25 protein-coding genes and 1 riboswitch are annotated in these 23520 nt (G+C 64.3%); of the genes, 14 read left to right on the plus strand and 11 right to left on the minus strand.

What is annotated here, in order from left to right:
• Positions 1–22: 22 nt before the first annotated feature.
• From trxA to PM2_RS13420, 3 genes are read right to left on the minus strand one after another with little or no spacing between them, the layout of a single operon-like run.
• Positions 23–895: a thioredoxin gene (gene trxA, locus PM2_RS13410; RefSeq protein ID WP_016715351.1), complete on the minus strand. Its 873-nt coding sequence runs from the start codon at positions 893–895 to the stop codon at positions 23–25.
• Positions 896–926: 31 nt separating this feature from the next.
• Positions 927–1586 (minus strand): class I SAM-dependent methyltransferase, encoded by a 660-nt coding sequence (locus tag PM2_RS13415; RefSeq protein ID WP_016715352.1) that lies wholly within the window; start codon positions 1584–1586, stop codon positions 927–929.
• Complete coding sequence (locus PM2_RS13420) at positions 1587–2039, minus strand: YbaY family lipoprotein (protein ID WP_016715353.1); 453 nt, start codon at positions 2037–2039, stop codon at positions 1587–1589.
• 106 nt (positions 2040–2145) lie between these two features.
• Here PM2_RS13420 and nrdR point away from each other — a divergent pair, with 106 nt between their 5' ends.
• From nrdR to PM2_RS13480, 12 genes are all read left to right on the plus strand, one after another.
• On the plus strand, positions 2146–2610 hold the full coding sequence (gene nrdR, locus PM2_RS13425; RefSeq protein WP_009685710.1) for a transcriptional regulator NrdR: 465 nt from the start codon (positions 2146–2148) through the stop codon (positions 2608–2610).
• A 2-nt stretch (positions 2611–2612) separates the two neighbouring features.
• Positions 2613–3743: a bifunctional diaminohydroxyphosphoribosylaminopyrimidine deaminase/5-amino-6-(5-phosphoribosylamino)uracil reductase RibD gene (gene ribD, locus PM2_RS13430; protein WP_016715355.1), complete on the plus strand. Its 1131-nt coding sequence runs from the start codon at positions 2613–2615 to the stop codon at positions 3741–3743.
• Positions 3744–3785: 42 nt separating this feature from the next.
• Positions 3786–4451 (plus strand): riboflavin synthase, encoded by a 666-nt coding sequence (locus PM2_RS13435; RefSeq protein WP_028699119.1) that lies wholly within the window; start codon positions 3786–3788, stop codon positions 4449–4451.
• A gap of 18 nt (positions 4452–4469) precedes the next feature.
• The gene (gene ribBA / locus PM2_RS13440; protein WP_016484697.1) at positions 4470–5561 is read left to right on the plus strand and encodes a bifunctional 3,4-dihydroxy-2-butanone-4-phosphate synthase/GTP cyclohydrolase II; all 1092 of its coding nucleotides are present in this window, start codon (positions 4470–4472) and stop codon (positions 5559–5561) included.
• Positions 5562–5653: 92 nt separating this feature from the next.
• Positions 5654–6130, plus strand: coding sequence for a 6,7-dimethyl-8-ribityllumazine synthase (gene ribH, locus PM2_RS13445; protein WP_003255395.1), 477 nt, complete (start codon positions 5654–5656; stop codon positions 6128–6130).
• Complete coding sequence (nusB, locus tag PM2_RS13450; protein ID WP_003255393.1) at positions 6127–6627, plus strand: transcription antitermination factor NusB; 501 nt, start codon at positions 6127–6129, stop codon at positions 6625–6627. Before ribH ends, nusB begins: the two co-directional genes overlap by 4 nt.
• Positions 6628–6645: 18 nt before the next feature.
• Complete coding sequence (gene thiL / locus PM2_RS13455; protein WP_028699120.1) at positions 6646–7614, plus strand: thiamine-phosphate kinase; 969 nt, start codon at positions 6646–6648, stop codon at positions 7612–7614.
• The gene (locus tag PM2_RS13460; RefSeq protein WP_028699121.1) at positions 7611–8114 is read left to right on the plus strand and encodes a phosphatidylglycerophosphatase A family protein; all 504 of its coding nucleotides are present in this window, start codon (positions 7611–7613) and stop codon (positions 8112–8114) included. The genes thiL and PM2_RS13460 overlap by 4 nt, the downstream gene beginning before the upstream one ends.
• Positions 8115–8130: 16 nt before the next feature.
• A complete protein-coding gene (locus PM2_RS13465; protein ID WP_028699122.1) occupies positions 8131–8874 on the plus strand; it encodes a substrate-binding periplasmic protein in 744 nt (247 codons plus the stop codon).
• 143 nt (positions 8875–9017) lie between these two features.
• A complete protein-coding gene (ribA, locus tag PM2_RS13470) occupies positions 9018–9635 on the plus strand; it encodes a GTP cyclohydrolase II (protein ID WP_028699123.1) in 618 nt (205 codons plus the stop codon).
• Complete coding sequence (locus PM2_RS13475; RefSeq protein WP_016715358.1) at positions 9632–10051, plus strand: hypothetical protein; 420 nt, start codon at positions 9632–9634, stop codon at positions 10049–10051. Before ribA ends, PM2_RS13475 begins: the two co-directional genes overlap by 4 nt.
• Entirely contained in the window at positions 10051–10863 is an 813-nt protein-coding gene (locus PM2_RS13480) for a cobalamin-binding protein (protein ID WP_028699124.1), read from the plus strand. Before PM2_RS13475 ends, PM2_RS13480 begins: the two co-directional genes overlap by 1 nt.
• Here the strand turns inward: PM2_RS13480 and PM2_RS13485 are convergent.
• From PM2_RS13485 to ribB, 5 genes are all read right to left on the minus strand, one after another.
• A complete protein-coding gene (locus PM2_RS13485) occupies positions 10841–12712 on the minus strand; it encodes a TonB-dependent receptor domain-containing protein (RefSeq protein ID WP_028699125.1) in 1872 nt (623 codons plus the stop codon). The two genes, PM2_RS13480 and PM2_RS13485, sit on opposite strands and share 23 nt — an antisense overlap.
• 104 nt (positions 12713–12816) lie before the next feature.
• Positions 12817–14712 carry a 1-deoxy-D-xylulose-5-phosphate synthase gene (dxs, locus tag PM2_RS13490; RefSeq protein WP_016715361.1) on the minus strand — a complete coding sequence of 632 codons (1896 nt, stop codon included), beginning with the start codon at positions 14710–14712 and terminating at the stop codon, positions 12817–12819.
• A gap of 105 nt (positions 14713–14817) precedes the next feature.
• The gene (ispA, locus tag PM2_RS13495) at positions 14818–15705 is read right to left on the minus strand and encodes a (2E,6E)-farnesyl diphosphate synthase (RefSeq protein ID WP_016715362.1); all 888 of its coding nucleotides are present in this window, start codon (positions 15703–15705) and stop codon (positions 14818–14820) included.
• Complete coding sequence (locus PM2_RS13500) at positions 15702–15944, minus strand: exodeoxyribonuclease VII small subunit (protein WP_003255380.1); 243 nt, start codon at positions 15942–15944, stop codon at positions 15702–15704. The genes ispA and PM2_RS13500 overlap by 4 nt, the downstream gene beginning before the upstream one ends.
• A gap of 135 nt (positions 15945–16079) precedes the next feature.
• Positions 16080–16730 carry a 3,4-dihydroxy-2-butanone-4-phosphate synthase gene (gene ribB / locus PM2_RS13505; RefSeq protein WP_016715363.1) on the minus strand — a complete coding sequence of 217 codons (651 nt, stop codon included), beginning with the start codon at positions 16728–16730 and terminating at the stop codon, positions 16080–16082.
• Positions 16731–16810: 80 nt separating this feature from the next.
• A riboswitch (FMN riboswitch) is annotated at positions 16811–16952 on the minus strand.
• A gap of 158 nt (positions 16953–17110) precedes the next feature.
• Here ribB and PM2_RS13510 point away from each other — a divergent pair.
• Positions 17111–18097, plus strand: a complete 987-nt coding sequence (locus tag PM2_RS13510) for a zeta toxin family protein (RefSeq protein WP_016715364.1) — start codon at positions 17111–17113, stop codon at positions 18095–18097.
• Positions 18098–18135: 38 nt separating this feature from the next.
• Here PM2_RS13510 and PM2_RS13515 read toward each other — a convergent pair whose 3' ends face one another.
• From PM2_RS13515 to PM2_RS13525, 3 genes are all read right to left on the minus strand, one after another.
• Positions 18136–19026 (minus strand): alpha/beta hydrolase, encoded by an 891-nt coding sequence (locus PM2_RS13515; RefSeq protein ID WP_028699126.1) that lies wholly within the window; start codon positions 19024–19026, stop codon positions 18136–18138.
• An 82-nt stretch (positions 19027–19108) separates the two neighbouring features.
• On the minus strand, positions 19109–20455 hold the full coding sequence (locus PM2_RS13520) for a HAMP domain-containing sensor histidine kinase (RefSeq protein ID WP_016715366.1): 1347 nt from the start codon (positions 20453–20455) through the stop codon (positions 19109–19111).
• The gene (locus tag PM2_RS13525) at positions 20455–21147 is read right to left on the minus strand and encodes a response regulator transcription factor (protein WP_016715367.1); all 693 of its coding nucleotides are present in this window, start codon (positions 21145–21147) and stop codon (positions 20455–20457) included. Before PM2_RS13525 ends, PM2_RS13520 begins: the two co-directional genes overlap by 1 nt.
• A 182-nt stretch (positions 21148–21329) precedes the next feature.
• Between PM2_RS13525 and PM2_RS13530 the strand changes: the two genes are divergently transcribed.
• The gene (locus PM2_RS13530) at positions 21330–23507 is read left to right on the plus strand and encodes a TonB-dependent siderophore receptor (protein WP_028699127.1); all 2178 of its coding nucleotides are present in this window, start codon (positions 21330–21332) and stop codon (positions 23505–23507) included.
• The last annotated feature ends 13 nt before the right edge of the window (positions 23508–23520 follow it).

Consider the following 23520-nt stretch of genomic DNA (forward strand, 5'->3'; position numbering starts at 1 on the left):
CGCAAAGCGGCCCCCGGCATTCTCAGAACATCGCCGCCGACAGCTTGCGGCGATACACGCCAACCAGCGGGTGATCGCCGCCGAGCAACTCGAACACCTGCAGCAACGCCTTCTGCGGCAGCCCGTTCTCATAGCCACGGTTACGCTGGAACAGCTTCAGCAACCCCTCCAGCGCCGCCTCATACTGCTGACGCGCCAGCTGCTGAATGCTCAGCTGATAAGCCGCTTCGTCATCCTGTGGGTTCTGTGCCAGGCGGCTTTTCAGGTCCGCCACTTCTGGCAGGCTGGCTGCCTGGCGCAGGAAGGTCAGCTGGGCCTTGGCGCCGGCCAGTGCAGCCTTGTGCTCATCAGTCTTGACCGCATCCAGCACCACTTGGGCCTCGCCCAGCTCACCACGCTCGGCCAGGCAGCGGGCGTACAGGATCAGCGCCTCGGCATTGCTGTTGTCCTCACCCAGCAGCGCCTGCAACAGCGCTTCGGCTTCGGCAAAGCGGCTTTCGGCGAACAGCGCCTTGGCCTGTTCCAGTGGCGAAGCTGCAGGTGCGGCAGGCATCTGCACATGCGGTTCGAGCATGGCGCGAATCGCTGATTCCGGCTGGGCACCGGCAAAGCCGTCAACCGGCTGGCCGTCCTTGAACAGCACCACGGTCGGCAGGCTGCGGATGCCGAACTGGGCAACCACCTGTTGCTCCACGTCGCAGTTGATCTTGGCCAGCAGCAACTCGCCTTGGTAACCCTCGGCGATCTTGGCCAGCAATGGCATCAGCGCCTTGCACGGCGCACACCACTCGGCCCAGAAGTCCACCAGCACCGGCTTGTGGAAGGAGTTCTCGATCACCAGTTGCTGGAAGGTGGCATCTGTAGCGTCGAAAATGTAAGGCGTGTCTTGGGTCATCGCGACTCTCGCAAACTCGTGTATGGCACCACTATAAGGTGTCGCGGCTGGCGTGGTACAGGCTGACCCTGCGGAATTCGTGTGGCTCGGCCAGGTCTGGCAGGGTCAGCGCTTCGAGCACGCCCAACTGCTGGTACAGCGGGTGGCTGAAGTCGCGTACCCGCGAGTCGGCCACCAACGCCTGGCGGCCGCGACAGAGGAAGGCATCCAGCAGCGGCAGGTTGGCGCGGTCGTACAACACATCGGCAACCAGGATCAGGTCGAAACGGTCGTCTTCGGCAAAGAAGTCGCTGCTGTAGTTCAGCTCAACCCCGTTCAGCGCGGCATTGGCGCGGCAGGCATCGAGGGCCAGCGGGTCGAGGTCGCAGGCCACCACTTCCCGCGCACCCGCGCGTGCGGCGGCAATGCCGGCGACTCCGGAGCCGGCGCCAAAGTCCAGCACGCGCTTGCCTGCCACCCATTCAGGGCGTTCGGCCAGGTAGCGGGCCATGGCCAGGCCGCTGGCCCAGCAAAAGCTCCAGTAGGGCGGCTCTTCAAGAATGCGCCGGGTTTCTTCGCTGCTGAAGGCGCGGTCCATGTTCTGGTCGTCGATCAGCCACAGCTTCAGGTCGCAGCCGGGTAGCTCGCTGACCACCAGACGCGCTTCGCCGATCAGGCCACTGAGGGCCTGTTGCAGGGCCAGCGGAGCCACTTACGGCGCCTTCTCGAAACGCAGCGGGCCGGTGCCCTGTGTCTGGGCTTGGGTAATGCGCACCGGTGGCAGGTGCATGATCAGCTGGCCGGAGCTGCTGGCCCGGCCACGCAGCTCGACCCGCGCACCGGCCGGGAAGGCCTCGGGGTTGAAGCGCAGGTGGTAGGGCAGGGCCTGGCCGGTACCGGTCAGGTTACTGCTGGCCAGCAGGCGTTGCGGGCGGTCGCGTTCGTCGATGACCAGCAAGGCAAGCTCCACGTCGGCACCGGCCGGGATTTCCAGCAAGGTGCCACTCAGTTCGCGCTGGTAGGCCGGCAACGGGCCGAGTACTTCGGCCTGTTTGGCCGCGCGGGCTGGCGTGGGCGCCGCAGGTGTATCGGTTTTGGGCCTGTCGCTGCCGCAAGCGGCGAGCAGGGCGGCGCAGCACAGCACGACGAGCGCTCGGTAGTGCATGGGGTAGTCCTTCGCGGGCAGAATTCCCATGGATGTTAACCCCTTTGGCTTGTCTTGCCAGTGCAATGCGCTACCATGGCCCTCCCTTTTTTTGTTGCCTGCCACCATGCACTGTCCCTTTTGCGGTGCCAACGACACCAAGGTCATCGACTCTCGCCTCGTCGCCGAGGGCGAGCAGGTGCGCCGCCGCCGCGAATGCGTGGCCTGTGGCGAGCGTTTCACCACCTTCGAAACCGCCGAGCTGGTGCTGCCCCGGCTGATCAAGCAGGACGGCACACGCCAGCCCTTCGACGAAGACAAGCTGCGTGCCGGCATGCAACGGGCCCTGGAGAAGCGCCCGGTCAGCGTCGAGCGCCTGGAAGCGGCCCTGGCGCACATCAAGAGCCGGCTGCGCGCCACTGGCGAGCGCGAGGTGAAATCGCTGGTGGTGGGTGAAATGGTCATGGCCGAGCTGCGCAAGCTCGACGAAGTGGCCTACATCCGCTTTGCCTCGGTGTACCGGCGCTTCCAGGACCTGGACGAGTTCCGCGAAGAAATCGACCGCCTGGCCCGTGAGCCAGCTAAAGAGTGAACATGCCCAGCCAAGCCGCCATCCTTGACGCCCATTACATGGCCCGCGCGCTGGAGCTGGCGCGCAAAGGCCTGTACACCACCCACCCGAACCCGCGTGTAGGCTGCGTGATCGTGCGCGACGGCGAAGTGGTCGGCGAAGGCTGGCACGTGCGCGCCGGCGAGCCGCATGCCGAAGTGCATGCCCTGCGCCAGGCCGGTGAGCGTGCCCGTGGTGCCTGCGCCTACGTCACCCTGGAGCCGTGCAGCCACCATGGCCGCACGCCGCCCTGTGCCGAAGCGCTGGTCAAGGCCGGTGTGGCGCGTGTGGTGGCCGCCATGCAGGACCCTAACCCGCAAGTGGCGGGGCAAGGCCTGCGGCGTTTGGCCGAGGCGGGTATCGTAGTGGCCAGCGGCGTGCTCGAAGCCGATGCCCGCGCACTCAACCCGGGCTTTCTCAAGCGCATGGAACATGGCCTGCCGTTCGTGCGCGCCAAGCTGGCCATGAGCCTGGATGGCCGCACCGCCATGGCCAGTGGCGAAAGCCAGTGGATCACCGGCCCGGCTGCCCGTTCCGCAGTGCAGCGCCTACGCGCCCGTTCCAGCGTGGTGCTGACCAGCGCTGCCAGTGTGCTGGCCGACAACGCCCGCATGACCGTGCGCGGTGACGAGTTGGGCCTGGACCCCGAAACCACCGCCCTGGCGCTCAGCCGCACACCGCTGCGCGTGCTGGTCGATGGCCGCCTGCGCCTGCCACTGGATGCACCGTTCTTCCAGGCCGGCCCGGTGCTGGTGGTGACGGCTGTCGCAGATGACCCGCGCTATGCCGCTGCCGGCCACGAGTTGCTCAGCCTGCCGGGTGACAATGGCCAGGTCGATCTGCCTGCGCTGCTGCAAGCCCTGGCGGCCCGTGGCGTCAACGAAATCCTGCTGGAAGCCGGTGCGGGCCTGGTGGGTGCTTTTGCCCGGCAAGGCCTGGTCGACGAGTTCCAGCTGTTCGTCGCCGGCACTATCCTCGGCTCCAACGCCCGCCCGTTGCTGGACTGGCCGCTGGACAAGATGAGCGAAGCACCGCGGCTGAAAATTACCGAAATGCGCGCAGTGGGCGATGACTGGCGGGTCACGGCCATCCCCCTGCCGGCGCCCGGCGTATAATGCCGGGCTTGCCCCGTGCAAACCGTTTTTGAGGAAGACCCCATGTTCACCGGCATCATCGAATCCATCGGCACCATCCGCAGCCTCAACCCCAAGGGTGGCGACGTGCGCGTCTACGTCGAAACCGGCAAGCTCGACCTGGGTGACGTCAAGCTCGGCGACAGCATCGCCGTCAACGGTGTGTGCCTGACCGCTGTCGAACTGCCGGGTGACGGCTTCTGGGCCGACGTCAGCGTCGAAACGCTCAAGCGCACCGCGTTCATCGACCTCAAGAGTGGCAGCAAGGTCAACCTGGAAAAGGCCCTGACCCCCACCACCCGCCTGGGCGGGCACCTGGTCAGCGGCCACGTCGACGGTGTTGGTGAAATCATCTCGCGCAGCGATAACGCCCGCGCCATCCAGTTCCGCGTGCGTGCCCCCAAGGAACTGGCCAAGTACATCGCCCACAAGGGTTCGATCACCGTCGACGGCACCAGCCTGACGGTCAATGAGGTCAATGGCGCCGAGTTCGAGCTGACCATTGTCCCGCACACCCTGTCCGAAACCATCATGGCCGACTACCGCGCAGGGCGTCGGGTAAACCTTGAGGTCGACCTGCTGGCCCGTTACCTGGAGCGCTTGCTGCTGGGTGACAAGGCCGCTGAACCGAGCAAGGGCAGTGGCATTACCGAAAGCTTCCTGGCCGCCAACGGCTTCTTGAAATCCTGATTGAGAAGGGGGTGCCGCGTGGCGCTCAACAGCATCGAAGAACTGGTCGAAGACATCCGCCAGGGCAAAATGGTCATCCTCATGGATGACGAAGACCGCGAAAACGAAGGCGACATCATCATGGCAGCCGAGTGCTGCCTGCCCGAGCACATCAACTTCATGGCCAAGCACGCCCGTGGCCTGATCTGCATGCCGATGACCCGCGAGCGTTGCGAAACGCTGAAGCTGCCGCTGATGGCGCCGCGCAACGGCTCGGGCTTCGGCACCAAGTTCACCGTGTCGATCGAAGCCGCCGAAGGCGTCACCACCGGCATTTCCGCCGCTGACCGCGCCCGCACCGTGCAGGCTGCCGCCGCCAAGGATGCCAAGGCCGAAGACATTGTCAGCCCAGGCCACATCTTCCCGCTGATGGCCCAGCCTGGCGGTACCCTGGCGCGCGCCGGCCACACCGAAGCCGCCTGCGACCTGGCGCGCATGGCCGGTTTCGAGCCAAGCGGCGTCATCTGCGAAGTGATGAACGACGACGGCACCATGTCGCGCCGCGCGGAGCTGGAAGTGTTCGCCGCCGAGCACGGCCTGAAGATCGGCACCATCGCCGACCTCATTCACTACCGCATGATCCACGAACGCACTGTGCAGCGCGTTTCCGAACAGCCGGTGGAAAGCGAGCTGGGTGAGTTCAACCTGGTCACCTACCGCGACGCGGTGGAAGGCGACGTGCACATGGCCCTGACCCTGGGCAAGATCTGCGCTGAAGAGCCGACCCTGGTGCGCGTGCACAACATGGACCCGCTGCGCGACCTGCTGCTGGTCAAGCAGCCGGGCCGCTGGAGCCTGCGTGCGGCCATGGCTGCCGTGGCCGAGGCCGGCAGCGGCGTGGTGCTGCTGCTGGGCCACCCGCTGGACGGCGACGTGCTGCTGGCGCACATCCGCGAAAGCGCGGGCGATGCGCCGGCCAAGGCACCGACCACCTACAGCACCGTGGGTGCCGGTTCGCAGATCCTGCGGGACCTCGGTGTGCGCAAGATGCGCCTGATGAGTTCGCCGATGAAGTTCAATGCGATATCCGGATTCGATCTGGAAGTTGTAGAATACGTGCCCTCCGAGTGACTTGAGGCGGCAGTGACGCCCTCCAGCTCGAGTCCATACCCCTGTCGAGGCCGCCAGCATGCGGCCTCGCTCTTGAAGATGAGAATATCGGAATGACCCTGAAGACCATCGAAGGTACCTTCATCGCCCCCAAAGGTCGCTATGCTTTGGTGGTTGGCCGCTTCAACAGCTTCGTCGTCGAAAGCCTGGTAAGCGGTGCCGTTGATGCCCTGGTACGCCACGGTGTCAGCGAAAGCGACATCACCATCATCCGTGCCCCGGGTGCATTCGAAATCCCGCTGGTGGCACAGAAGGTCGCCCAGCAAGGCGCCTACGACGCGATCATTGCCCTGGGCGCCGTGATCCGTGGTGGTACCCCGCACTTCGAATACGTGGCGGGCGAATGCACCAAGGGCCTGGCCCAGGTGTCCATGGAGTTCGGTGTTCCGGTGGCCTTCGGCGTACTGACCGTCGACTCCATCGAGCAAGCCATCGAGCGTTCCGGCACCAAGGCCGGCAACAAAGGTGCTGAAGCTGCCCTGTCCGCTCTGGAAATGGTCAGCCTGCTGGCGCAGTTGGAGGCCAAGTGATTAGCGACGAAAGCGATCGTTTCAACCCGCGCGATCCAAAACCTGCGGATGCCGGCAAACCCTCGAAGAGCGCCAAGCGCCGCGAAGCCCGCAAGCTCGCGACCCAGGCCCTCTACCAGTGGCACATGGCCCAGCATTCGCTGAACGAGATCGAAGCGCAGTTCCGGGTGGATAACGATTTCACCGATGTCGACGGTGCCTATTTCCGCGAGATCCTGCATGGGGTCCCGGCAATCAAGGGCGAAATCGACAAGGCGCTGGTGCCTTGCATGACTATCGCACTGGAAGAGCTCGACCCGGTCGAACTGGCCGTGCTGCGTCTGTCCACCTGGGAACTGATCAAGCGCGTCGATGTGCCTTACCGCGTCGTGATCAACGAAGGTGTCGAGCTGGCCAAGGTCTTCGGTGCCACCGATGGCCACAAGTTCGTCAACGGCGTGCTGGACAAGCTCGCTCCGGCCCTGCGTGAAGCAGAAGTCAAGGCGAACAAGCGCTGATTCCGGCGCTGCCTGCCCATGGGTGAGTTCGAGCTGATCAACCATTACTTCGCCGCCGCGCCCTGTGCGCAGGGCGGCGAGGGCGTGGCACTGGGGATCGGTGACGACTGCGCCCTGCTGCAGCTTCCCCCAGGCGAGCAACTGGCGGTGTCGACCGATACCCTGGTCGCCGGGGTGCACTTTCCTGCGGCCTGCGATCCGCTTCTGCTGGGCCAGCGCTCGTTGGCCGTGGCGGCCAGTGACCTGGCGGCCATGGGCGCGACCGCAATCGGCTTCACCCTCGCCCTGACCCTGCCGGATGTTGGCCCAGACTGGCTGGCCGCCTATGCGGACGGCCTAAGCCGCATGGCCCATCGCTGCCGCATGAGCCTGATCGGGGGGGATACCACCCGGGGGCCGCTGAGCATCACCGTTACCGTGTTCGGCCGCGTGCCGGCTGGCCAGGCGTTGCGCCGCAGCGGTGCACGGCCAGGCGACTTGCTGTGCGTCGGCGGTGTGCTGGGCAAGGCCGCCGGTGCATTGCCGCTGGTGCTGGGTGAGCGCGAGGCACCCGCCGAGCTGGCTGAGCCGCTGCTTGCCCATTACTGGTCGCCGATGCCGCAGCTCACCCTGGGCACGCTCCTGCGCGGCCAGGCTACCGCTGCCCTGGACATCTCCGATGGCCTGCTCGCAGATTGTGGGCATATCGCCAAGGCGTCCGGCGTGGCGCTGGAGGTGAACCTGGCCCAGGTGCCAGTGTCTCCTGCTGTAGAGGCGTTCCTCGGCCGCGAGGCGGCAGTGCAGGCTGCGCTTGCGGGTGGCGACGATTACGTGCTCGCCTTCACGCTGCCACCTGAGGCGCTGCCGCCCTTGGCCAACCTCGGTTTCGTCGAGGTGCACACCATTGGCCGCGTGCTCGAAGGGCAGGGTGTAACCTTGCGCGACGCGCAGGGCCGGGACATCACCCCCGTTCAGCGGGGCTATCAACACTTTAGGGAGACACCGTGACCGATCACCCCAACCAGGTGCCTGCGGAGTTCGTTCCGCCTTCGGTCTGGCGCAACCCGTGGCACTTCATCGCTTTCGGCTTCGGGTCCGGCACCTTGCCCAAGGCCCCGGGCACCTGGGGTTCGCTGGTGGCCATACCGTTCATCCCGTTGTGGCAGATGCTGCCCGACTGGGGGTACTGGCTGCTGCTCGGCGTGAGCATGCTGTTTGGCTTCTGGTTGTGCGGCAGAGTCGCCAATGACTTGCGCGTACACGACCATGAAGGCATTGTCTGGGATGAGATTGTCGGCATGTGGATCACCCTCTGGCTGGTGCCGGAAGGCTGGCAGTGGCTGCTGGCAGGGTTTCTGATGTTCCGCTTCTTCGACATCCTCAAGCCGTGGCCGATCCGCTGGATCGACCGTCACGTGCACGGGGGCGTCGGCATCATGCTCGACGATATCCTGGCCGGTGTGTTCGCGTGGCTGGGCATGCAGGTTCTGGTGTGGGCGGTTGCCTGAAACAGGGAGCGCGTGAATGGCCATAAGGACTGTGCTGCTGGCAATTCTGCTGAGTGTTGCCCCGTGGGTGAACGCTGCTGACGGTGTGCCGAAGCAGATCCACCTGGTCAGCGAGGAGTGGCTTGATTACACCAACGCCGACGGTAGCGGGATCGCCTGGGACGTGCTGCGCAAGGTGTTCGAGCCGGCCGGGGTCAAGGTGGTGACCCAGAGCGCGCCCTACAGCCGGGCGGTCGGGCTGGTCAAACGCGGCGAAGCCGATGCCTGGGTCGGCTCGTACAAGGACGAGAACGACGACAACCTGTACCCGCGCTGGCACTTCGACATGGACCATATCTACGCCCTGGGGCTGGCCAGCAAGCCTGTTCCGACTCCAGAGAACGTTGGCAAATACCGCCTGGCCTGGGTACGAGGCTATGACTACGGCAGCTACCTGCCGGATGTGCATGAGTTTCGTGAGATTCAGCGCCGCGAAGGCATCTTGCCGATGCTCGAGCATGACCGTGTGGACTTCTACATCGATGCACAGACCGAAGTCGATTATGTGCTGAGCCAGTCTTCGCAGCCCGAGCGCTTCCGTCGTACCCATGTGGCCGAACTTCCGCTGTACCTGGCTTTTGCCCGAAGCGACCAGGCCAAGGCCCTGCGCAACCTGTTCGACAAGCGCATGGCCGAATTGGTGCGCAGTGGCGAGCTGAAGCCGATTTTCGAACATTGGAAGCAGCCCTATCCGTTCACTGCGGACAGTCGCCCCCATTGAGAGAGGGGCGCTTTTGGCCCCATCATCGCTGCTAAGCATCGAACTTTTCGATCTTAACCCACCGTATTCAGCCCGCCCACAGCCTGCAACTGGCTGATACAATCGGCCCACGAGAAATTTTCAACTTATTCCAGGAGCACAACGTGCCCGTCGTCTTTGTTGCCGCCTCTAAACTCCCGACTCCCTTCGCGACCTTCACCATGCATGGCTTTCTCGACGAAGCCACTGGCCGTGAGCACGTGGTGCTCAGCCTGGGTGACATCGCGGACGGCCAGCCGGTGCTGGGGCGCCTGCACTCCGAGTGCCTGACCGGCGATGCCCTGTTCAGCCAGCGTTGCGACTGTGGTTCGCAGCTGGAAGCCGCACTGCAGGCCATCGCCCGTGAAGGCCGTGGCGTGCTGCTGTACCTGCGCCAGGAAGGCCGTGGCATTGGCTTGCTGAACAAGATCCGCGCCTACGAGCTGCAAGATGGCGGCGCCGACACCGTCGAAGCCAACGAGCGCCTGGGCTTTGCCGCCGATCAGCGTGACTACGCCATGTGCCTGCCGATGCTGGAACACCTGGGCGTGAAGTCGCTGCGCCTGATGACCAATAACCCGCGCAAGGTCAAAGCCCTGACCGACATGAACATCGTGGTTGCCGAGCGTGTGCCGCTGCACACCGGCCACAACCCACACAACCGCTACTACCTGGCGACCAAGGCCGGCAAACTGGGCCACATGCTGGGCAACGAACACAAGGGCGAGGCGCCCCAGGCGTGACCCGCGCCGAGGTCAAGCAGCGCCTGGCGCTGGCCTGGTGGCAGTACCTGGCAGTGGGCCTGGTGCCGCTGCCGGTGATGGCCTGGGCCTTTGGTGGCGGTGACGCACTGATCCCGGTGCTGGCCATGCCACTGTTCATTGCCGGCGCGGCGACCATGTTCCTCAGCCTGCCGCGTTTCGGGGCTTACAAGCGTGCGCTGATCGCCACTTCCAAGGTACTTGGCACGGGCGAAGAGCCCGCCGCCTGGATCGAACTGGCGCGGGTTCGGCGCATGGCCATGCTGTACGCCTGCTTTCCGGCCTGGGTTGCCGCGCTGTCGGTGCTGGTCGGCCTCGAAGCGGTGCCGCAGATCCTGCTGGCGCTGTCCACCGTGGTGGTGCTGTACCTCTATCGCATTCCGCGTCAGCTCGGTTAATGCGTCTGCTGGCTGGCCTTCTGGTGCTGGTAGCCTGCACCGCACTGGCCGCTGAACCCATGCGGGTCGTCAGTCTGGCACCGTCGATGACCGAAATCATGCTCGAGCTGCAGGCCGACGACCTGCTGGTGGGTGTGCTCGACGGTGGCGAACGGCCGGCGGCGCTGCGCGACCTACCCTCGGTCGGGCGCCAAGGGCAACTGGACATGGAGCGCCTGCTCAGCCTGCGCCCCGACCTGTTGCTGCTGTGGCCTGGCAGCGTGCCGCCCGCCCAGCGCGACCAGCTCAAGCGCCTGGGCATTGCCACTTTCAGTGCCGAACCCCATGACATCGAGCAACTGATTGAACAGATCGAGGCCATTGCCGGGCGCATCGGGCGTGCCGAGCAAGGCCATGCGTACGCTCAAACCCTGCGCAATCGGCTGCAGCAGTTGCGCCAGCAGTACCGGCGAGACGAGCCCTTGCAGGTGTTCTATCAAGTGTGGGATCGGCCGTTGTACACCTTGGGTGGCCGGCAGGTGGTCAGCGACGCCTTGGCCGTGTGCGGGGCGCGCAATGTGTTCGCCGACCTCAGTCAGCCAGCGCCGCAGGTGAACGTGGAGTCTGTACTGCTGCGTAATCCGCAGGTCATCCTGGCGGGCGATCAAGTACAGCTGGAGAGCTGGAAGGCCTGGCCGCAACTGCGTGCGGTTGCCGATGGCCGCCTGCTGGTGGTGCCCGACAAGGGGCTAGAGCGGCCCAGCGGGCAGATGATCGAAGCCACCGCCCGCCTGTGCGCGTTGCTCGCGTCTAAAGCACCGGCGTCCAGGTAACGCTGAACAGCAGCGTGCGGCCTTCTTCGCGGTACGGGTGGGAGGTGCCTTCATAGCTGTAAAGGGCACGGTTGTAGGCGCGGTCCAGCAGGTTATCCAGCTTTGCTTCCAGTTTCACTTCATCCGTGGCTGCCCAGCTACCGCGCAAACCGAGCAGGCCATAGCCGCCGATGCGGTTTCGGTTGGCTTCATCGTCATAGCTGCTGCTGACCGCTTGCCAGCTTGCCCCCACGCTGAAACGGCCCAGTTCACGGTCCAGGTCCAGGCTCAGTGTGCGGCGGGCACGGCGGGCGAGGGTGTGGCCACTGTCGCGGTCACGTGGGTCGATCAGTGCCAGGCCCAGCTGGCTGCGCCACGCCCCCCATTGTTGCGCCAAGGCCATTTCGAAGCCGTTGATGCGCGCCGAGGCGACGTTGCGCGGTATCGAGTCCTGGCCGAACACGATCGCATCGCGCAAATCAGTGCGGTACAGCGAGGCTTCCAGGCGGCTGTCTGTTGTCAGCTGGCTGCGCCATTGCAGCTCGTAGCTTCTGGAATGTTCGGGGTCCAGGTCCGGGTTGCTGAACTGAGGGTAATACAGGTCATTGAAGGTTGGCGCCCGAAAGCCTTCGCTGTAGGACAGCAGCACGTCGTTCTGCGCATTCAACGGTACGGTCAGGCTGCCGCTCCAGGTGGTCTGGCCGCCGAACTGCTGGTTACGGTCATGGCGCACGCCCACTTCGGTGGAAAACTGCTCGCCCCGGTAACGGTGCTGTAGGAAGACGGCACGGTTCCAGCGGCTGTCCTCGGTGAAATCGGTGCTGGCGTGCACGCGGTCTTCGTACCAGTCGCCGCCGAGCAGCAGGCTGTGTTGCTCGCCCAGCGCAAGGTCGTTCTGCCAGGTGACCTGGTCCCGGTAGGTGTTGAACACAAAGCGTTCGGCGCTGAGCTTGTCGCGCTTGTCGTCACGGTTTTCGCTGTGGGCCAGTTCCAGCCGCGAATGCCAGGTTTCGGTAAGCTGGGCATCGAAGTAACTGCCCAGGCTGCTGACGCTGAAATCGGTGTAGGGCTTTTGCCCGAAGCTTTCAAAGGTGACCGGGTCGAAACCGCCGAACGGGTTGTCGTACTCGCTACGGCCGCGGCTATCGAGCAGGTTCAGGCCGGCCTCGAAACGCTCGTCAAAAGTGTGGCTCAGGCTCAGGTTCAGCGACTTGTTGCGGTAGGCATCGTGGTCACCATCGCTGGTGAAAGACGGCCCGGTCGAGTCGATGCCGGCAGTTTCATCCAGGCTGGCGCCCAGGTTGAAGCGGGTCGCATCGTTGCCGCCAGAAAGCCCCAGGCTGCGTTGGAATGTCTGGTTGCTGCCAGCGGCCAGGCGCAGGCGCGGCTGCAGGCCGGGGCCATTACTACGGCGGGTAAAGATCTGGATCACCCCGCCAATGGCATCGCTGCCATACACCGCCGAGCGCGAGCCGCGCAGCACTTCGATACGTTCGATCTGATCCACATCGAGAAATTGCAGGCCGCTGTCGCCGGAGGTGGCGTTGGCGATGCGCATACCATCGACCAGCACCAGGCTTTGGGCGGCCTTGGTGCCGCGGATGAAGATGCCCGGCAGGCTGCCGCGTCCACCGGTCGGGGCCACTTGTACGCCGGGCGCGCGGGCGAGCAGGTCGGTGACGCTGGTGGGTTGCAGGCGGTCGATGTCGGTGCGGGTGAAGACGGTGTTGGCGGCGCTGGTGGCTGTGCGTGATTCGACTTGGCGGCTGGCGCTAATGAGTACGTCGGGGAGCTTGAGGGCGTCGTCGCGTTCGGCGGCCAGCAGCGTGAGAGGGAGGCAAAGCAGGGTGGCAAAGGTTGGGTTTCTCATTTTCTGCACCATAGCATTCGCGGGCACGCCCGCTCCCACAGGTAATCCACTGCTCTTAAGGGCGGTGATATACCTGTGGGAGCGGGCGTGCCCGCGAATAGGCCCTAGAGGCCGAGCTTGGCCATGCGGGCTTTCACTGAAGCCTCGATCCCGGCTGCATCCAGCCCACACTCAGCCAGCATTTGCGCAGGCTTGGCATGCTCGACATAGATGTCCGGCAGCCCAAGGTGCAGTAACGGCTTGACCACCCCTTCGTTGGCAAGGAACTCACCCACCGCAGCGCCCGCGCCACCCATGATGGCGTTTTCTTCGATGGTCACCAGCAATTCATGGCTGCCAGCCAGTTCCAGCACCAAGGCTTCGTCCAGCGGCTTGACGAAACGCATGTCGACCACAGTCGCGTTGATCTGCCCGGCAACTTGCATGGCCTCGGCCAGCTGAACGCCGAACACCAGCAGAGCGACGTTCTCACCTTGGCGACGAACCACGCCCTTGCCGATCTCCAGCGGTTCGAGGTCGCCGCTGATCGGCGCATTCGGGCCGGTGCCACGCGGGTAGCGAACAGCCGCCGGGCCGTTGTACAGGTGGCCGGTGCTGAGCATCTTGCGCAGCTCGTTCTCGTCGCTCGGGGTCATCACCAGCATGCCCGGGATGCAGCGCAGGTACGACAAGTCGTAGCTGCCCGCGTGAGTCGGGCCGTCTTCGCCAACCAGGCCGGCGCGGTCGATGGCGAACAGTACGTCGAGGTTTTGCACCGCCACGTCGTGGATCAGCTGGTCGTAGGCGCGCTGCAAGAAGGTGGAGTAGATCGCCACCACCGGCTTGCTGCCCTCGCAGGCCATCCCGGCTGCCAAGGTGACGGCGTGCTGCTCGGCAATCGCTACGTCGAAGTAACGTTCCGGGTAGCGCTCGCTGAAGGCTACAAGATCCGAGCCTTCCTTCATCGCCGGGGTAATACCCACCAGGCGGTTGTCGGCGGCGGCCATGTCGCATAGCCACTGGCCGAACACGGCGGAATATTTCGGTCCGCTGGCTTTTTTCGGCGCGGCAGGCTTGTCGGCTGGCTCCAGCTTGGTGATGGCGTGGTAGCCGATCGGGTCGACCTCGGCCGGGGCGAAGCCTTTACCCTTCTTGGTCACCACATGCAGGAACTGCGGGCCTTTCAGGTCTCGCATGTTGCGCAGGGTGGCGATCATGGTCGGCAGGTCGTGGCCGTCGATCGGGCCGATGTAGTTCCAGCCCAGCTCTTCGAACAGGGTGCCGGGGGCCAGCATGCCCTTGGCATATTCCTCGGTGCGACGGGCGATTTCCCAAGCGCCGGGCAGGCGCGACAGCACTTTCTTGCTGCCTTCGCGCATGCTCGAGTAGGTGCGGCTGGAGAGAATCTTGGCCAGGTAGTTGGACAGGCCACCGACATTGCGCGAAATCGACATGTCGTTGTCGTTGAGGATCACCAGCATGTCGGCGTTGACTTCCTGGGCGTGGTTCAACGCCTCGAAGGCCATACCGGCGGTCAGCGCGCCATCACCGATCACCGCAATCGACTTGCGTGCGCTGTTTTGCAGGCGGGCGGCAATGGCCATGCCCAGTGCGGCGCTGATCGAGGTGCTGGAGTGGCCGACGCCAAAGGTGTCGTACTCGCTTTCGCTGCGGCGCGGGAAGGCGGCGATACCGTCTTTCTGGCGCAGGCTGAGCATGCGGTTACGGCGCCCGGTAAGGATCTTGTGCGGGTAGGCCTGGTGGCCCACGTCCCACACCAGTCGGTCGTCCGGGGTGTCGAATACGTAGTGCAGGGCGATGGTCAGCTCGATCACGCCCAGACCGGCACCAAAATGCCCACCGGTCTGACCCACGGTGTAGAGCAGTTCCTGGCGCAGTTCGTCGGCCAGGGTCTCCAGGTCGGCTTCGGCCAGCCGGCGCAGGCCGGCAGGCGTGTCAGCGCGGTCGAGCAACGGCGTGACCGGGCGTTCGCGGGGGATCTCTTGAAACGTCGTGGGCATCAGGCGAGTCGTTATAGGTGTGTGAAGACGCGGCAGTTTACCCCATTGTAGGAAAAGCTGCCCATTCAGACGGGTGTCGCATGGGCCGCACAGCGGCCCCGAAAATCAGTTGCGGCGTTCGACGATGTACCGCGCCAACGCCCGCAGTGGCTCGGCCTTTTCGCCGAACCCATCCAGTGCGACCAGCGCCTGGTCGCGCAGTTCGATCGCATAGGCCTTGGCCGCTTCCAGCCCCAGCAGTGCCGGGTAGGTCGGTTTGTCACGGGCTATGTCAGCGCCCTGGCGTTTGCCCAGGGTGGCGGTGTCGCTTTCCACGTCGAGGATGTCATCCTGTACCTGGAACGCCAGGCCGATGGCCTGTGCATAAGTCTGCAGGGCCTCTAGCTGAGCCTGTTCGGCACGGGCACTGGCCAATGCGCCAAGGCGCACGCTGGCTTCGATCAGTGCGCCGGTCTTGTGCCGGTGCATGAACTCCAGCGCTTGCTGGTCCAGCTTCAGGCCCACCGAACCGAGGTCGATGGCCTGGCCGCCGACCATGCCGGCTGGCCCGGCGGCCTTGGCCAGGGCCTGCACCATGGCCAGGCGAATGCTGTCGGCCTGCGGGCTCAGGCCTGGGTCGAGCAGGGCGCTGAACGCCAGGCTCTGCAAGCCGTCGCCAGCCAGGATGGCGCAGGCTTCATCGAAGGCTTTGTGAGTGGTTGGCTGGCCGCGACGCAGGTCGTCGTCGTCCATGGCCGGCAGGTCGTCATGCACCAGCGAATAAGCGTGAATCAGTTCGACCGCGCAGGCTGCGCCGTTGGCTTGCTCGGCCGGGGCGCCCAGGGCTTCGCAGGCTGCATAGGCCAGCAATGGGCGTACACGCTTGCCGCCGTTCATCACGCTGTAGCGCATGGCGGCATAAAGGCGTTCCAGCTCTTTGGTCGGGGCGACGAACAGGGGTTCGAGGGCTGCGTCGACGCGTGCCTGGCAATTGGCCTGGTAGGTGCCGATCATGCTTCTGGCTCCGCGTCGAAGGGCTGGGCAGCCAGCTCGCCATCGCGCTCCAGCAGAATTTGCACCTTCTGTTCGGCCTGGGCCAGGGCACCCTGGCAATCACGGGTCAGGGCGATGCCTTGCTCGAAGGCGGCCAGCGACTCTTCCAGCGACAACTCGCCGTTCTCCAGGCGCTCGACCAGTGCTTGCAGGTCTGCGAGGGATTGCTCGAAATCGAGGGAGGCTTTTTTGCGGGCCATGGCGACTGTCTCGGTGGCATATCAGAACGGCGCGACACTAGCAGAGCGGGGCGGGGGGAGCAAACTTCCGGGGCAATGAGGCAAGTTCAAGGGCCCTTTCGCGGGCGTGCCCGCGAATGGCCCCAAGGTGGCCTATCAGGCAGGCTCGGCTTCCCGCTCCAGCATCGCCTCCCGGTACCGCGCCAGCTCCTCGATGGTCAGCACCGGCAAGTTGTACTGCCGCGCGTACACCGCCACCTGCTCGCCGCGGGCCATGCTGCCATCTGGGTTCATCAGCTCGCACAGCACGGCTGCCGGGCGCAGGCCGGCCAGGCGTGCCAGGTCCACTGAGCCTTCGGTGTGCCCACGGCGGGTCAACACCCCGCCATTGCGGGCGCGCAGCGGGAACACATGCCCTGGGCTGACGATGTGGCGTTGTTCGGCGCTGGAACGCAACGCCGCGCCAATGGTGGTGATGCGGTCCTGGGCAGAAACCCCGGTGGTGATGCCTTCTGCCGCTTCGATGGTGACGGTGAAACCGGTGCCGTGGCGGGCCTGGTTGTTCTGCACCATCGGCGCCAGTTGCAGTTCGTCAACGGTGGCTTCGTCCAGGCACAGGCAGACGATGCCGCTGCAGTCGCGGATCATCATGGCCATGGTTTGCAGCGTGATGTTTTCGGCAGCCGCAATGATGTCCGCTTCGTCTTCGCGGTCGTCATCATCAAGCAGCAATACCGGGCGCCCGGCCTGGAAGGCTGCGATGGCGGCGGAGACATTGGGGAATTGCGGGTGGTGAAGGGTGGACATGAAACGCTCCTCGTGAATGATCGATGAACGTCTCGGGGCGAACAAAATGCGCGCGCAAGGGCGCCCGGATGGCCCCTGCCTGACGCCTTCTTTCATCCGGACTATGACCGTCGGCTCTGGAGTCGCACCAGATCTGCTGACCCCCGGCATGGCCGGGGCGCTCGCGGGCTCATCTTTCGATTTACCGCCGGTGGGGACTTTCACCCCGCCCTGAAGACTGGCCAAGCATAACGCACATGGCCACCCTACTGGCAACCCACGCGTCTACGACCTTCGGCGGGCTGGCCAGAGATGCCATAGCCATCTACCACACGGTACGCCATCGCAACTTCTAGAGTGCCGGGCAGCCCGCTTGGGGCAGATACTTGAGGATTGCAGATATGGCCACGCTTTACCCGTTCACTGCCAACGACGTGACTGATGCCTTTGCCCTGCTCGACAACACGCTGTTCGACAAGGCACGCGAGGCGGACGGGCCTGAAAGTGACCCCACCCCGAACATGCTAATCGTTGCGGGGGCGCAAGGGTCGGGCAAGACTTACTTGCTGGAGAAGCAGTTGCTGCCCAGCGAGCGCTACGAGAACCATGTGCGGCTTTATTTGCCTGAGTTCCGCAAACTGCACCCGCACTACGCACAGATGAGCGAGCACGGTGTGTTGCATGTTTACGAACACACCGAAGCCTTTGTCAGAGAGCTGAGCGGCAAGGTTTTCGAGTATGCCTTCGCCAACCGCTACAACATCATCATGGAATCGGCACTGGACGACGAAGCGTTCGCCGGTTTCCCGCCTGCTGCCGTAGAGGCAGGTTACCGCTTCGAGATTCACATGATTGCCTGCAAAGAGGAATTCAGCCACTGGGCAACCCTCGACCGGGGCGTAAAAAGCGTCGCCAAGGGCGAAATCGAGCGGTTCGTGGCGTTGTCGCAGATCCAGGCTTCCCAGGCGAATGCCCGGAAGATCCTGAACGCATTCGAAAGTGCCTGCCTACAGGCCCCCGGGTCGCAAGTGACGCTTCATGAACGAGGCTTCGAGACGGATCAGCAGAGCAAAGTGCTGTGTCACAGCCGGTGTGATGCCCAGGGTGTGCTGACCCCACAGCCGGACTACGAGGGTCAGCCGTTCTTCCGGGCGCCTTACCACGACACACCTGTTGAAATCCGGCGCAGCCCTGATGGCAGTGGTTCTGGCGTTTACCTTCAGTTCTTCCAGGTTGTGCATGCCAGCATGCTCGATGAGCCGGTGCGCCAGCAGATGGTCGCGGCATGCTGCAAGACACTTGGCCGGACACCAGACCTTGTAGCCCGGATTTCCGGGGATGCCTTCCGTGAACTGAGCCAGTACGTGCTCAAGTACACCTATCCTTGACGATGCGACGGAGCAGCAGGCCGGAACGGGATTACCTGTTATCTGGCCAGCTGCTCGATCACCGTGTTCAAGGAAGCCCCCAGCATTTGCCCATGATCCAGCCCATCGAACCGTTCAAAGCGCACCTGAAGGCCTTTTACCTTGGCCAGGTCCGCCGCCAGCTCGCGCGCGGGCTTCTCGACATCGCCCTTAAGCTGTGCCCGGGGGGTCGAGGGTTCTGCGCTGCCGCGCATCAGTAGCAGCCGCGCAGAATTGTTGCCCAAGCGCTGCTCAAGCCCCTGCGCCTCCTGCACGATCGCCCCGTCATGCCACCACAACGAAGGGCTGGCCGCCGCATAGTCACTGAACGCCCGGGGCCGGGTGAACAGCGTATGCAGCACGGCCAGGCCGCCATAGGAATGGCCCCACAACGTCTGCTGTTGCGCGTCGATCGGGGCCAGCCCGGCCACCATCGGCCGCATGCGTTCGGTCAGCAGATCAAGAAACGCATCCACACCGCCACTGGGCTCGCCGGTCAGCGGGTCACGCTGCTCAGCCTGGCCAGGCAGCGCCGGGGTGTAGTCATACGTACGCCCGGTCCGCTCGATACGTTGTTCGGTCTGGTAACCCACGGCCACCAGCAAAGGCGCCTGGCCGGCGGCGAGCTTGTCCAGTTGCTGGCTTTGCAGCGCCCCGATCGCGGCATTGCCATCGAGCATCCACAGCACCGGGTACCCCGAGGCGGGCGCCGGGCGGTTTGGTTTGCCGACCCACAAGCGGTAATGGCGTTGGCCATCGGCCGAGTCCAGGTCGAGCTGGGTAAAGCGATAGGCCAGGTCCTGGCGCTGCAGCAGCGAGGTGTCCATCTTCTGGTTACGCTCGGGCTGTGCCAGGGCAACAGGCGCCGCAAGGGCCAGTGCCAAAGCCAGTGTCAGGGTCATCTTGCTCATCAGGCGTCTCGTCAGGGCCTGGCGAGGAACGCGAGGCTGGAGCGCCCAGATGATAATCAGTCCTGATTGAGCGTAAAGCGCATTAACTTTCTAAACAGTCGCTGGCGGCCGGCAAGGTCAAATGCAGGCACAGGCCCGGGTGGCCATTGCTGGCCCACAATCGGCCGCCTTGCAGCTCGATGGCGCGTCGGGCAATGGCCAGGCCCAGGCCGAACCCGGCACCGCTGTCGGCAAGGCGTTGGTAAGGTTTGAAGATGCGTTCGAGCTCCGCGTGCGGCACGCCGGGGCCCTGATCGCTCAGGCGCAGGTGCCAAACCTCGCCTTCGCGCCAGCCATCCAGGCTGACCCGGCCTTCGGGTGGCGAATGGCGAATGGCATTGCGCAGCAGGTTTTCCAAGGCTTGTGCAAGGCTGTCCAGGTGGGCTTGTACCTGGCAGTCGATACCAAGCGAACATGGCAGGCGCGCAGGGGCCCAGCCGCTTTCGAAGCAGACGTCCTGGCACAGGGCTTCCCACACTGAAACCATCAATACCGGTTCGGTCGGCAAGCTGGGTTGCTCGGTGTCCATCCAGGCCAGGTCCAGGGTGTCTTCCAGCAACTTCTGCATGTCGGCGACTTCGCGGTCCAGACGCTCGCGCAACTGATGTGACGGCAAGCCGCTGTCATGGGCGATACGCAGTCGTGCCAGCGGCGTGCGCAGTTCGTGCGACAGCGTGCGCAACAGCAGGCGCTGCTGCTCCAGGCTCTGGCGCAAGCGCCCGGCCATGTGCTCGAAGGCCTGTGCCAGTTCACCCAACTCATCCCGACGCTCTTGCAGGGGGAGTGCGGGGCTGTCCAGGTCATCGGCACGCAGGGCGTCGGCGCGGTCGCGCAGGCGGTTCAGCGGCACTACCAAATGCCGGTACAACGCCAGGCCCAGCAGCAGGGCGAGCAGTGCGGGGGCTACGCCGTGGGTGACCACGTGGGTCCACGGCGTAAGGCCGGTGGGTAGCAGTCGCTCAGGCAGTTGCAGCACCAAGCGGCCGTGCTCGGGGTGTCGCGGAAATTCGATGCTGACGTAGGGCAGTTCATCTTGCAGGCGACGGCTCATCGGCCAATCGAGTTTGCGCATGAAGGTCAGGTGGCTGGCCTGCTCGGCACTTAGCGGGGTGGTACCGAGGCTTTGCAGGTGCGGGCCGATCACTGCCACCCAGGTGTTCTCGGCGTGTTCCAGTTGCCTGCGCCAGGTCTCGATGCCCACCGCACCGCCTTGGTTCCAGGCGTCTTCGGCTTGTTGCGCATAGCGCGCCAGGTAGTCCTGGTCGGCCGGGGACAGGAAATAGGTGCTGCGCTCCACCGACAGGCCCCAGGTCCAGATCAGCCAGACCAGCAACAGGCAGAAGCCGACTTGCAGCACGGCCAGTTTCCACAGCAACGGGTGGCGGCGCATCAGGGCTGTTCCGTGTCGACCAGGATGTAACCCTGGCCGCGCACGGCCTGGATCTGCAGGTGCTGGGCGTTGATGTCGGCCAGTTTGCGGCGCAGGTTACACACATGCACATCCAGGCCCCGGTCCAGGCGGGTATAGGCCCGGTGAAGCACGGTCTGGTACAGGAACGGCTTGCTCAAGGCTTCGCCGGGATGGGCACGCAGCGTCACCAGCAAGCGGAATTCGGAAGCCGTGAGGCCTGCGGCGTTACCGTTGTGGATAACGTCCTGGCGGTCGTGGTCCAGCATTACCTCGCCCACGTCGGCCCGCAGCGCCGTGCCGCGATCGAACGCCACGCGCCGCAACAGGGCATCGACCCGTGCGTCCAGCTCCGCCAGGCTGAAGGGCTTGGGCAGGTAGTCGTCCGCACCTCGGGTGAAGCCACTGATGCGGTCCTGTTCCGCCCCCAGCGCCGACATCAGCATGACCGGCACCGCCTGCTGGCGGCGCAATGCGTCGAGCAGGCTGAGGCCGTCGATGCCCGGCAGCATGATGTCCAGCAACACCAGTTCGAACTGCGCGCGTGCTATGGCATTCAGGGCCTGAGTGCCGCTGGCGCAGGCATGCACCTGGAAACCACGGTTGAGGAAATGGCGTTCCAGGTCCTGACGCAGGCGTGGATCGTCTTCGACGAGGAGAAGAGAGGTGGGCACGTTGAGCCTTGAATGAGAACTTCTATCAGTTACGAATCATCCCATTGCTGGCAGGGGGAGGGCAACGCCCGGTTGTGTTAAGAAGGTTAATCCTGCTGCAGCCCTGTTTTCGCTCCGGTATCGTTCGCAAAAAGCAACTTGTTTCGTTTGCGAATTAATGTCATTTGGGTGAAGGGTGTGTCATGAACGGTTTCAAACGTGTGGGGAACTCGCGACAGGTGCGGGGCTTGTTGGTGCTGGGCTTGCTGGCACCGTTTTCGTTGTCGGCACTGGCTGAGACCGTCGCGACCCAGGCGGCAGTAGAGGACAACGCGCTTGACCTGCCGGCACTGACCATCGAAGGTAACCGCCTGTACGACATGCTGCCCTCGGAAGCAACCGGCGGCTACAGCGTCGATGCCGCGACCGTGGGCACCAAGACCCCTGCCGCGCTCAAGGACATCCCGCAATCGATCACCGTTTACACCCAGGATTACGTCAAGGACCGCCAATTCGTACACCTGGATGACCTGGCCAAGTACACCGCCGGCCTGCGCACCCTGACCAACGACAGCGGCCGGTCTTCGATCTACGCCCGTGGTTACGAATACAGCGAGTTCAACATCGACGGCCTGCCGGCCCCCATGGCCAGCATCTTCGGCACCGTGCCGTCGCTGGCGGCGTTCGACCGTGTCGAAATCATGCGTGGCCCGGCCGGGCTGTTCAGCAGCACCAGCGAGCTGGGCGGCATCGTCAACATGGTGCGCAAGCGCCCGACCGCCGAATTCCAGGGCCATATTGAAGGCAGCTACGGCACCTGGGACACCAACCACGAAGAAATCGACCTGAGCGGGCCGCTGGATGATGCCGGCCGCGTGCGCGGGCGTTTCATTGCATCCCGTGACGATACCAATGGCGAAGTCGATTACAACGCCAACACCAGCAACAGTTACTACGGCGCGCTGGATGTCGACCTGGACGATGCCACCACGCTGTCGTTCGGCCTGATGCACGAAGTGAAGAACATCACCCCGCACAACGGCTACCCGGCAACCTTGTCTGGCGACGTGCCGGACTTCAGCCACTCCCGTTTCCTGGGTGCCGACTGGAACTACTTCGACGGCAAGACCACCGACCTGGTCGCCGAGCTGACCCACCGCTTCGACAACGGCGGCTATGGCCGTGTCGCCGCCCGTGGCTCGCACCGCGACACCAATTACCTGTACGCCTTCACCGCGACCAACGCCACCACCGGTGCCAACTCCGAGCGCGCCAGCGCCCGTGACTTCACTCAGGACACCTACTCGCTGGACGCCAGCTACAGCCAGCCGTTCGAAACCCTCGGCCAGGTCAGCGAATTCGTGGTCGGTACCGACTACAAGAACTACGACACCGAATACCTCAACGGCACCACCAACCTGGGCGCCATCAACGTCAACACCTACTCGCCGAAGCAGTTCGCCAAACCGTCGGCCAACTACAGCACTGAGACCGGCATGCAGGAAGAGGAATACGGCCTGTACTCCAAGGTCACCTTCCGCCCGATCGAGCGCCTGGCGTTGATCGCCGGTGGCCGCTTCAGCTGGTATCGCGGTGATTTCTACACCACCACCCTGAGCACCGGTGCCACCACCAACGACAGCAAGCGCGTGGATGCCCACTTCACCCCGTATGGCGGCCTGGTCTATGACCTGACCGAAAACCACGCCCTGTACGCCAGCTACTCGCAGGTGTTCAAGCCGCAGTCCGACACCGACAGCAACGGCCGGGTGCTGAAACCGCGTGAAGGCGAGCAATACGAATTCGGCCTCAAGAGCAGCTACTTCGGCGGCGACCTGAACACCCGCTTCTCAGTGTTCCGCCTGACCGACAAGAACCGCGCCACTACCGAATACGACGAAGATGGCGTAGACACCAACTTCTCGGTTGCCTCCGGCAAAACCCGCGTCAAAGGTGCCGAAGTGGAAGTAAGCGGCAAGCTGACGCCAAACTGGGAGCTGCTGGCCGGCTACACCTGGATGGAAACCGAAACCCTCAAGGGTGATGCAGAAACCACCTTCTTCATCATGCCGCGCAACCAGGCTTCGCTGTGGAGCAAGTACACCATCAGCCAAGGCCCGCTGAACGGCCTGGCCATTGGTGGCGGCATTTCGGCGATGAGCAACTTCTATTCCGAGAATGGCGGCGTGCGCATCGATGCACCGGGCTATGCCACGGTGGATGCGATGCTGTCGTACCCGCTGACCTCGAAGCTGACCGCCACCTTCAACGTCAACAACCTGTTCGACCGGGATTACCTGTCGCGGGTGGGGTCGACCTCCACGTTCAACTTCTACGGGCCGTCGCGCAGCATGATGGTTGGGGCGCGGTATGACTTCTGATTGGTGTTGTGGC

The organism is Pseudomonas monteilii NBRC 103158 = DSM 14164, from assembly GCF_000730605.1.
GTDB classification, from domain to species: Bacteria; Pseudomonadota; Gammaproteobacteria; order Pseudomonadales; family Pseudomonadaceae; genus Aquipseudomonas; species Aquipseudomonas monteilii.

Bases quoted from the DNA above. Each gene is read 5' to 3' on its own strand.
- trxA (WP_016715351.1), bottom strand. From the start codon at position 895: ATGACCCAAGACACGCCTTACATTTTCGACGCTACAGATGCCACCTTC.
- PM2_RS13420 (WP_016715353.1), bottom strand. From the start codon at position 2,039: ATGCACTACCGAGCGCTCGTCGTGCTGTGCTGCGCCGCCCTGCTCGCC.
- nrdR (WP_009685710.1), top strand. From the start codon at position 2,146: ATGCACTGTCCCTTTTGCGGTGCCAACGACACCAAGGTCATCGACTCT.
- ribD (WP_016715355.1), top strand. From the start codon at position 2,613: ATGCCCAGCCAAGCCGCCATCCTTGACGCCCATTACATGGCCCGCGCG.
- PM2_RS13435 (WP_028699119.1), top strand. From the start codon at position 3,786: ATGTTCACCGGCATCATCGAATCCATCGGCACCATCCGCAGCCTCAAC.
- ribH (WP_003255395.1), top strand. From the start codon at position 5,654: ATGACCCTGAAGACCATCGAAGGTACCTTCATCGCCCCCAAAGGTCGC.
- thiL (WP_028699120.1), top strand. From the start codon at position 6,646: ATGGGTGAGTTCGAGCTGATCAACCATTACTTCGCCGCCGCGCCCTGT.
- PM2_RS13465 (WP_028699122.1), top strand. From the start codon at position 8,131: ATGGCCATAAGGACTGTGCTGCTGGCAATTCTGCTGAGTGTTGCCCCG.
- PM2_RS13480 (WP_028699124.1), top strand. From the start codon at position 10,051: ATGCGTCTGCTGGCTGGCCTTCTGGTGCTGGTAGCCTGCACCGCACTG.
- PM2_RS13485 (WP_028699125.1), bottom strand. From the start codon at position 12,712: ATGAGAAACCCAACCTTTGCCACCCTGCTTTGCCTCCCTCTCACGCTG.
- dxs (WP_016715361.1), bottom strand. From the start codon at position 14,712: ATGCCCACGACGTTTCAAGAGATCCCCCGCGAACGCCCGGTCACGCCG.
- ispA (WP_016715362.1), bottom strand. From the start codon at position 15,705: ATGATCGGCACCTACCAGGCCAATTGCCAGGCACGCGTCGACGCAGCC.
- PM2_RS13500 (WP_003255380.1), bottom strand. From the start codon at position 15,944: ATGGCCCGCAAAAAAGCCTCCCTCGATTTCGAGCAATCCCTCGCAGAC.
- ribB (WP_016715363.1), bottom strand. From the start codon at position 16,730: ATGTCCACCCTTCACCACCCGCAATTCCCCAATGTCTCCGCCGCCATC.
- PM2_RS13510 (WP_016715364.1), top strand. From the start codon at position 17,111: ATGGCCACGCTTTACCCGTTCACTGCCAACGACGTGACTGATGCCTTT.
- PM2_RS13515 (WP_028699126.1), bottom strand. From the start codon at position 19,026: ATGAGCAAGATGACCCTGACACTGGCTTTGGCACTGGCCCTTGCGGCG.
- PM2_RS13520 (WP_016715366.1), bottom strand. From the start codon at position 20,455: ATGCGCCGCCACCCGTTGCTGTGGAAACTGGCCGTGCTGCAAGTCGGC.
- PM2_RS13530 (WP_028699127.1), top strand. From the start codon at position 21,330: ATGAACGGTTTCAAACGTGTGGGGAACTCGCGACAGGTGCGGGGCTTG.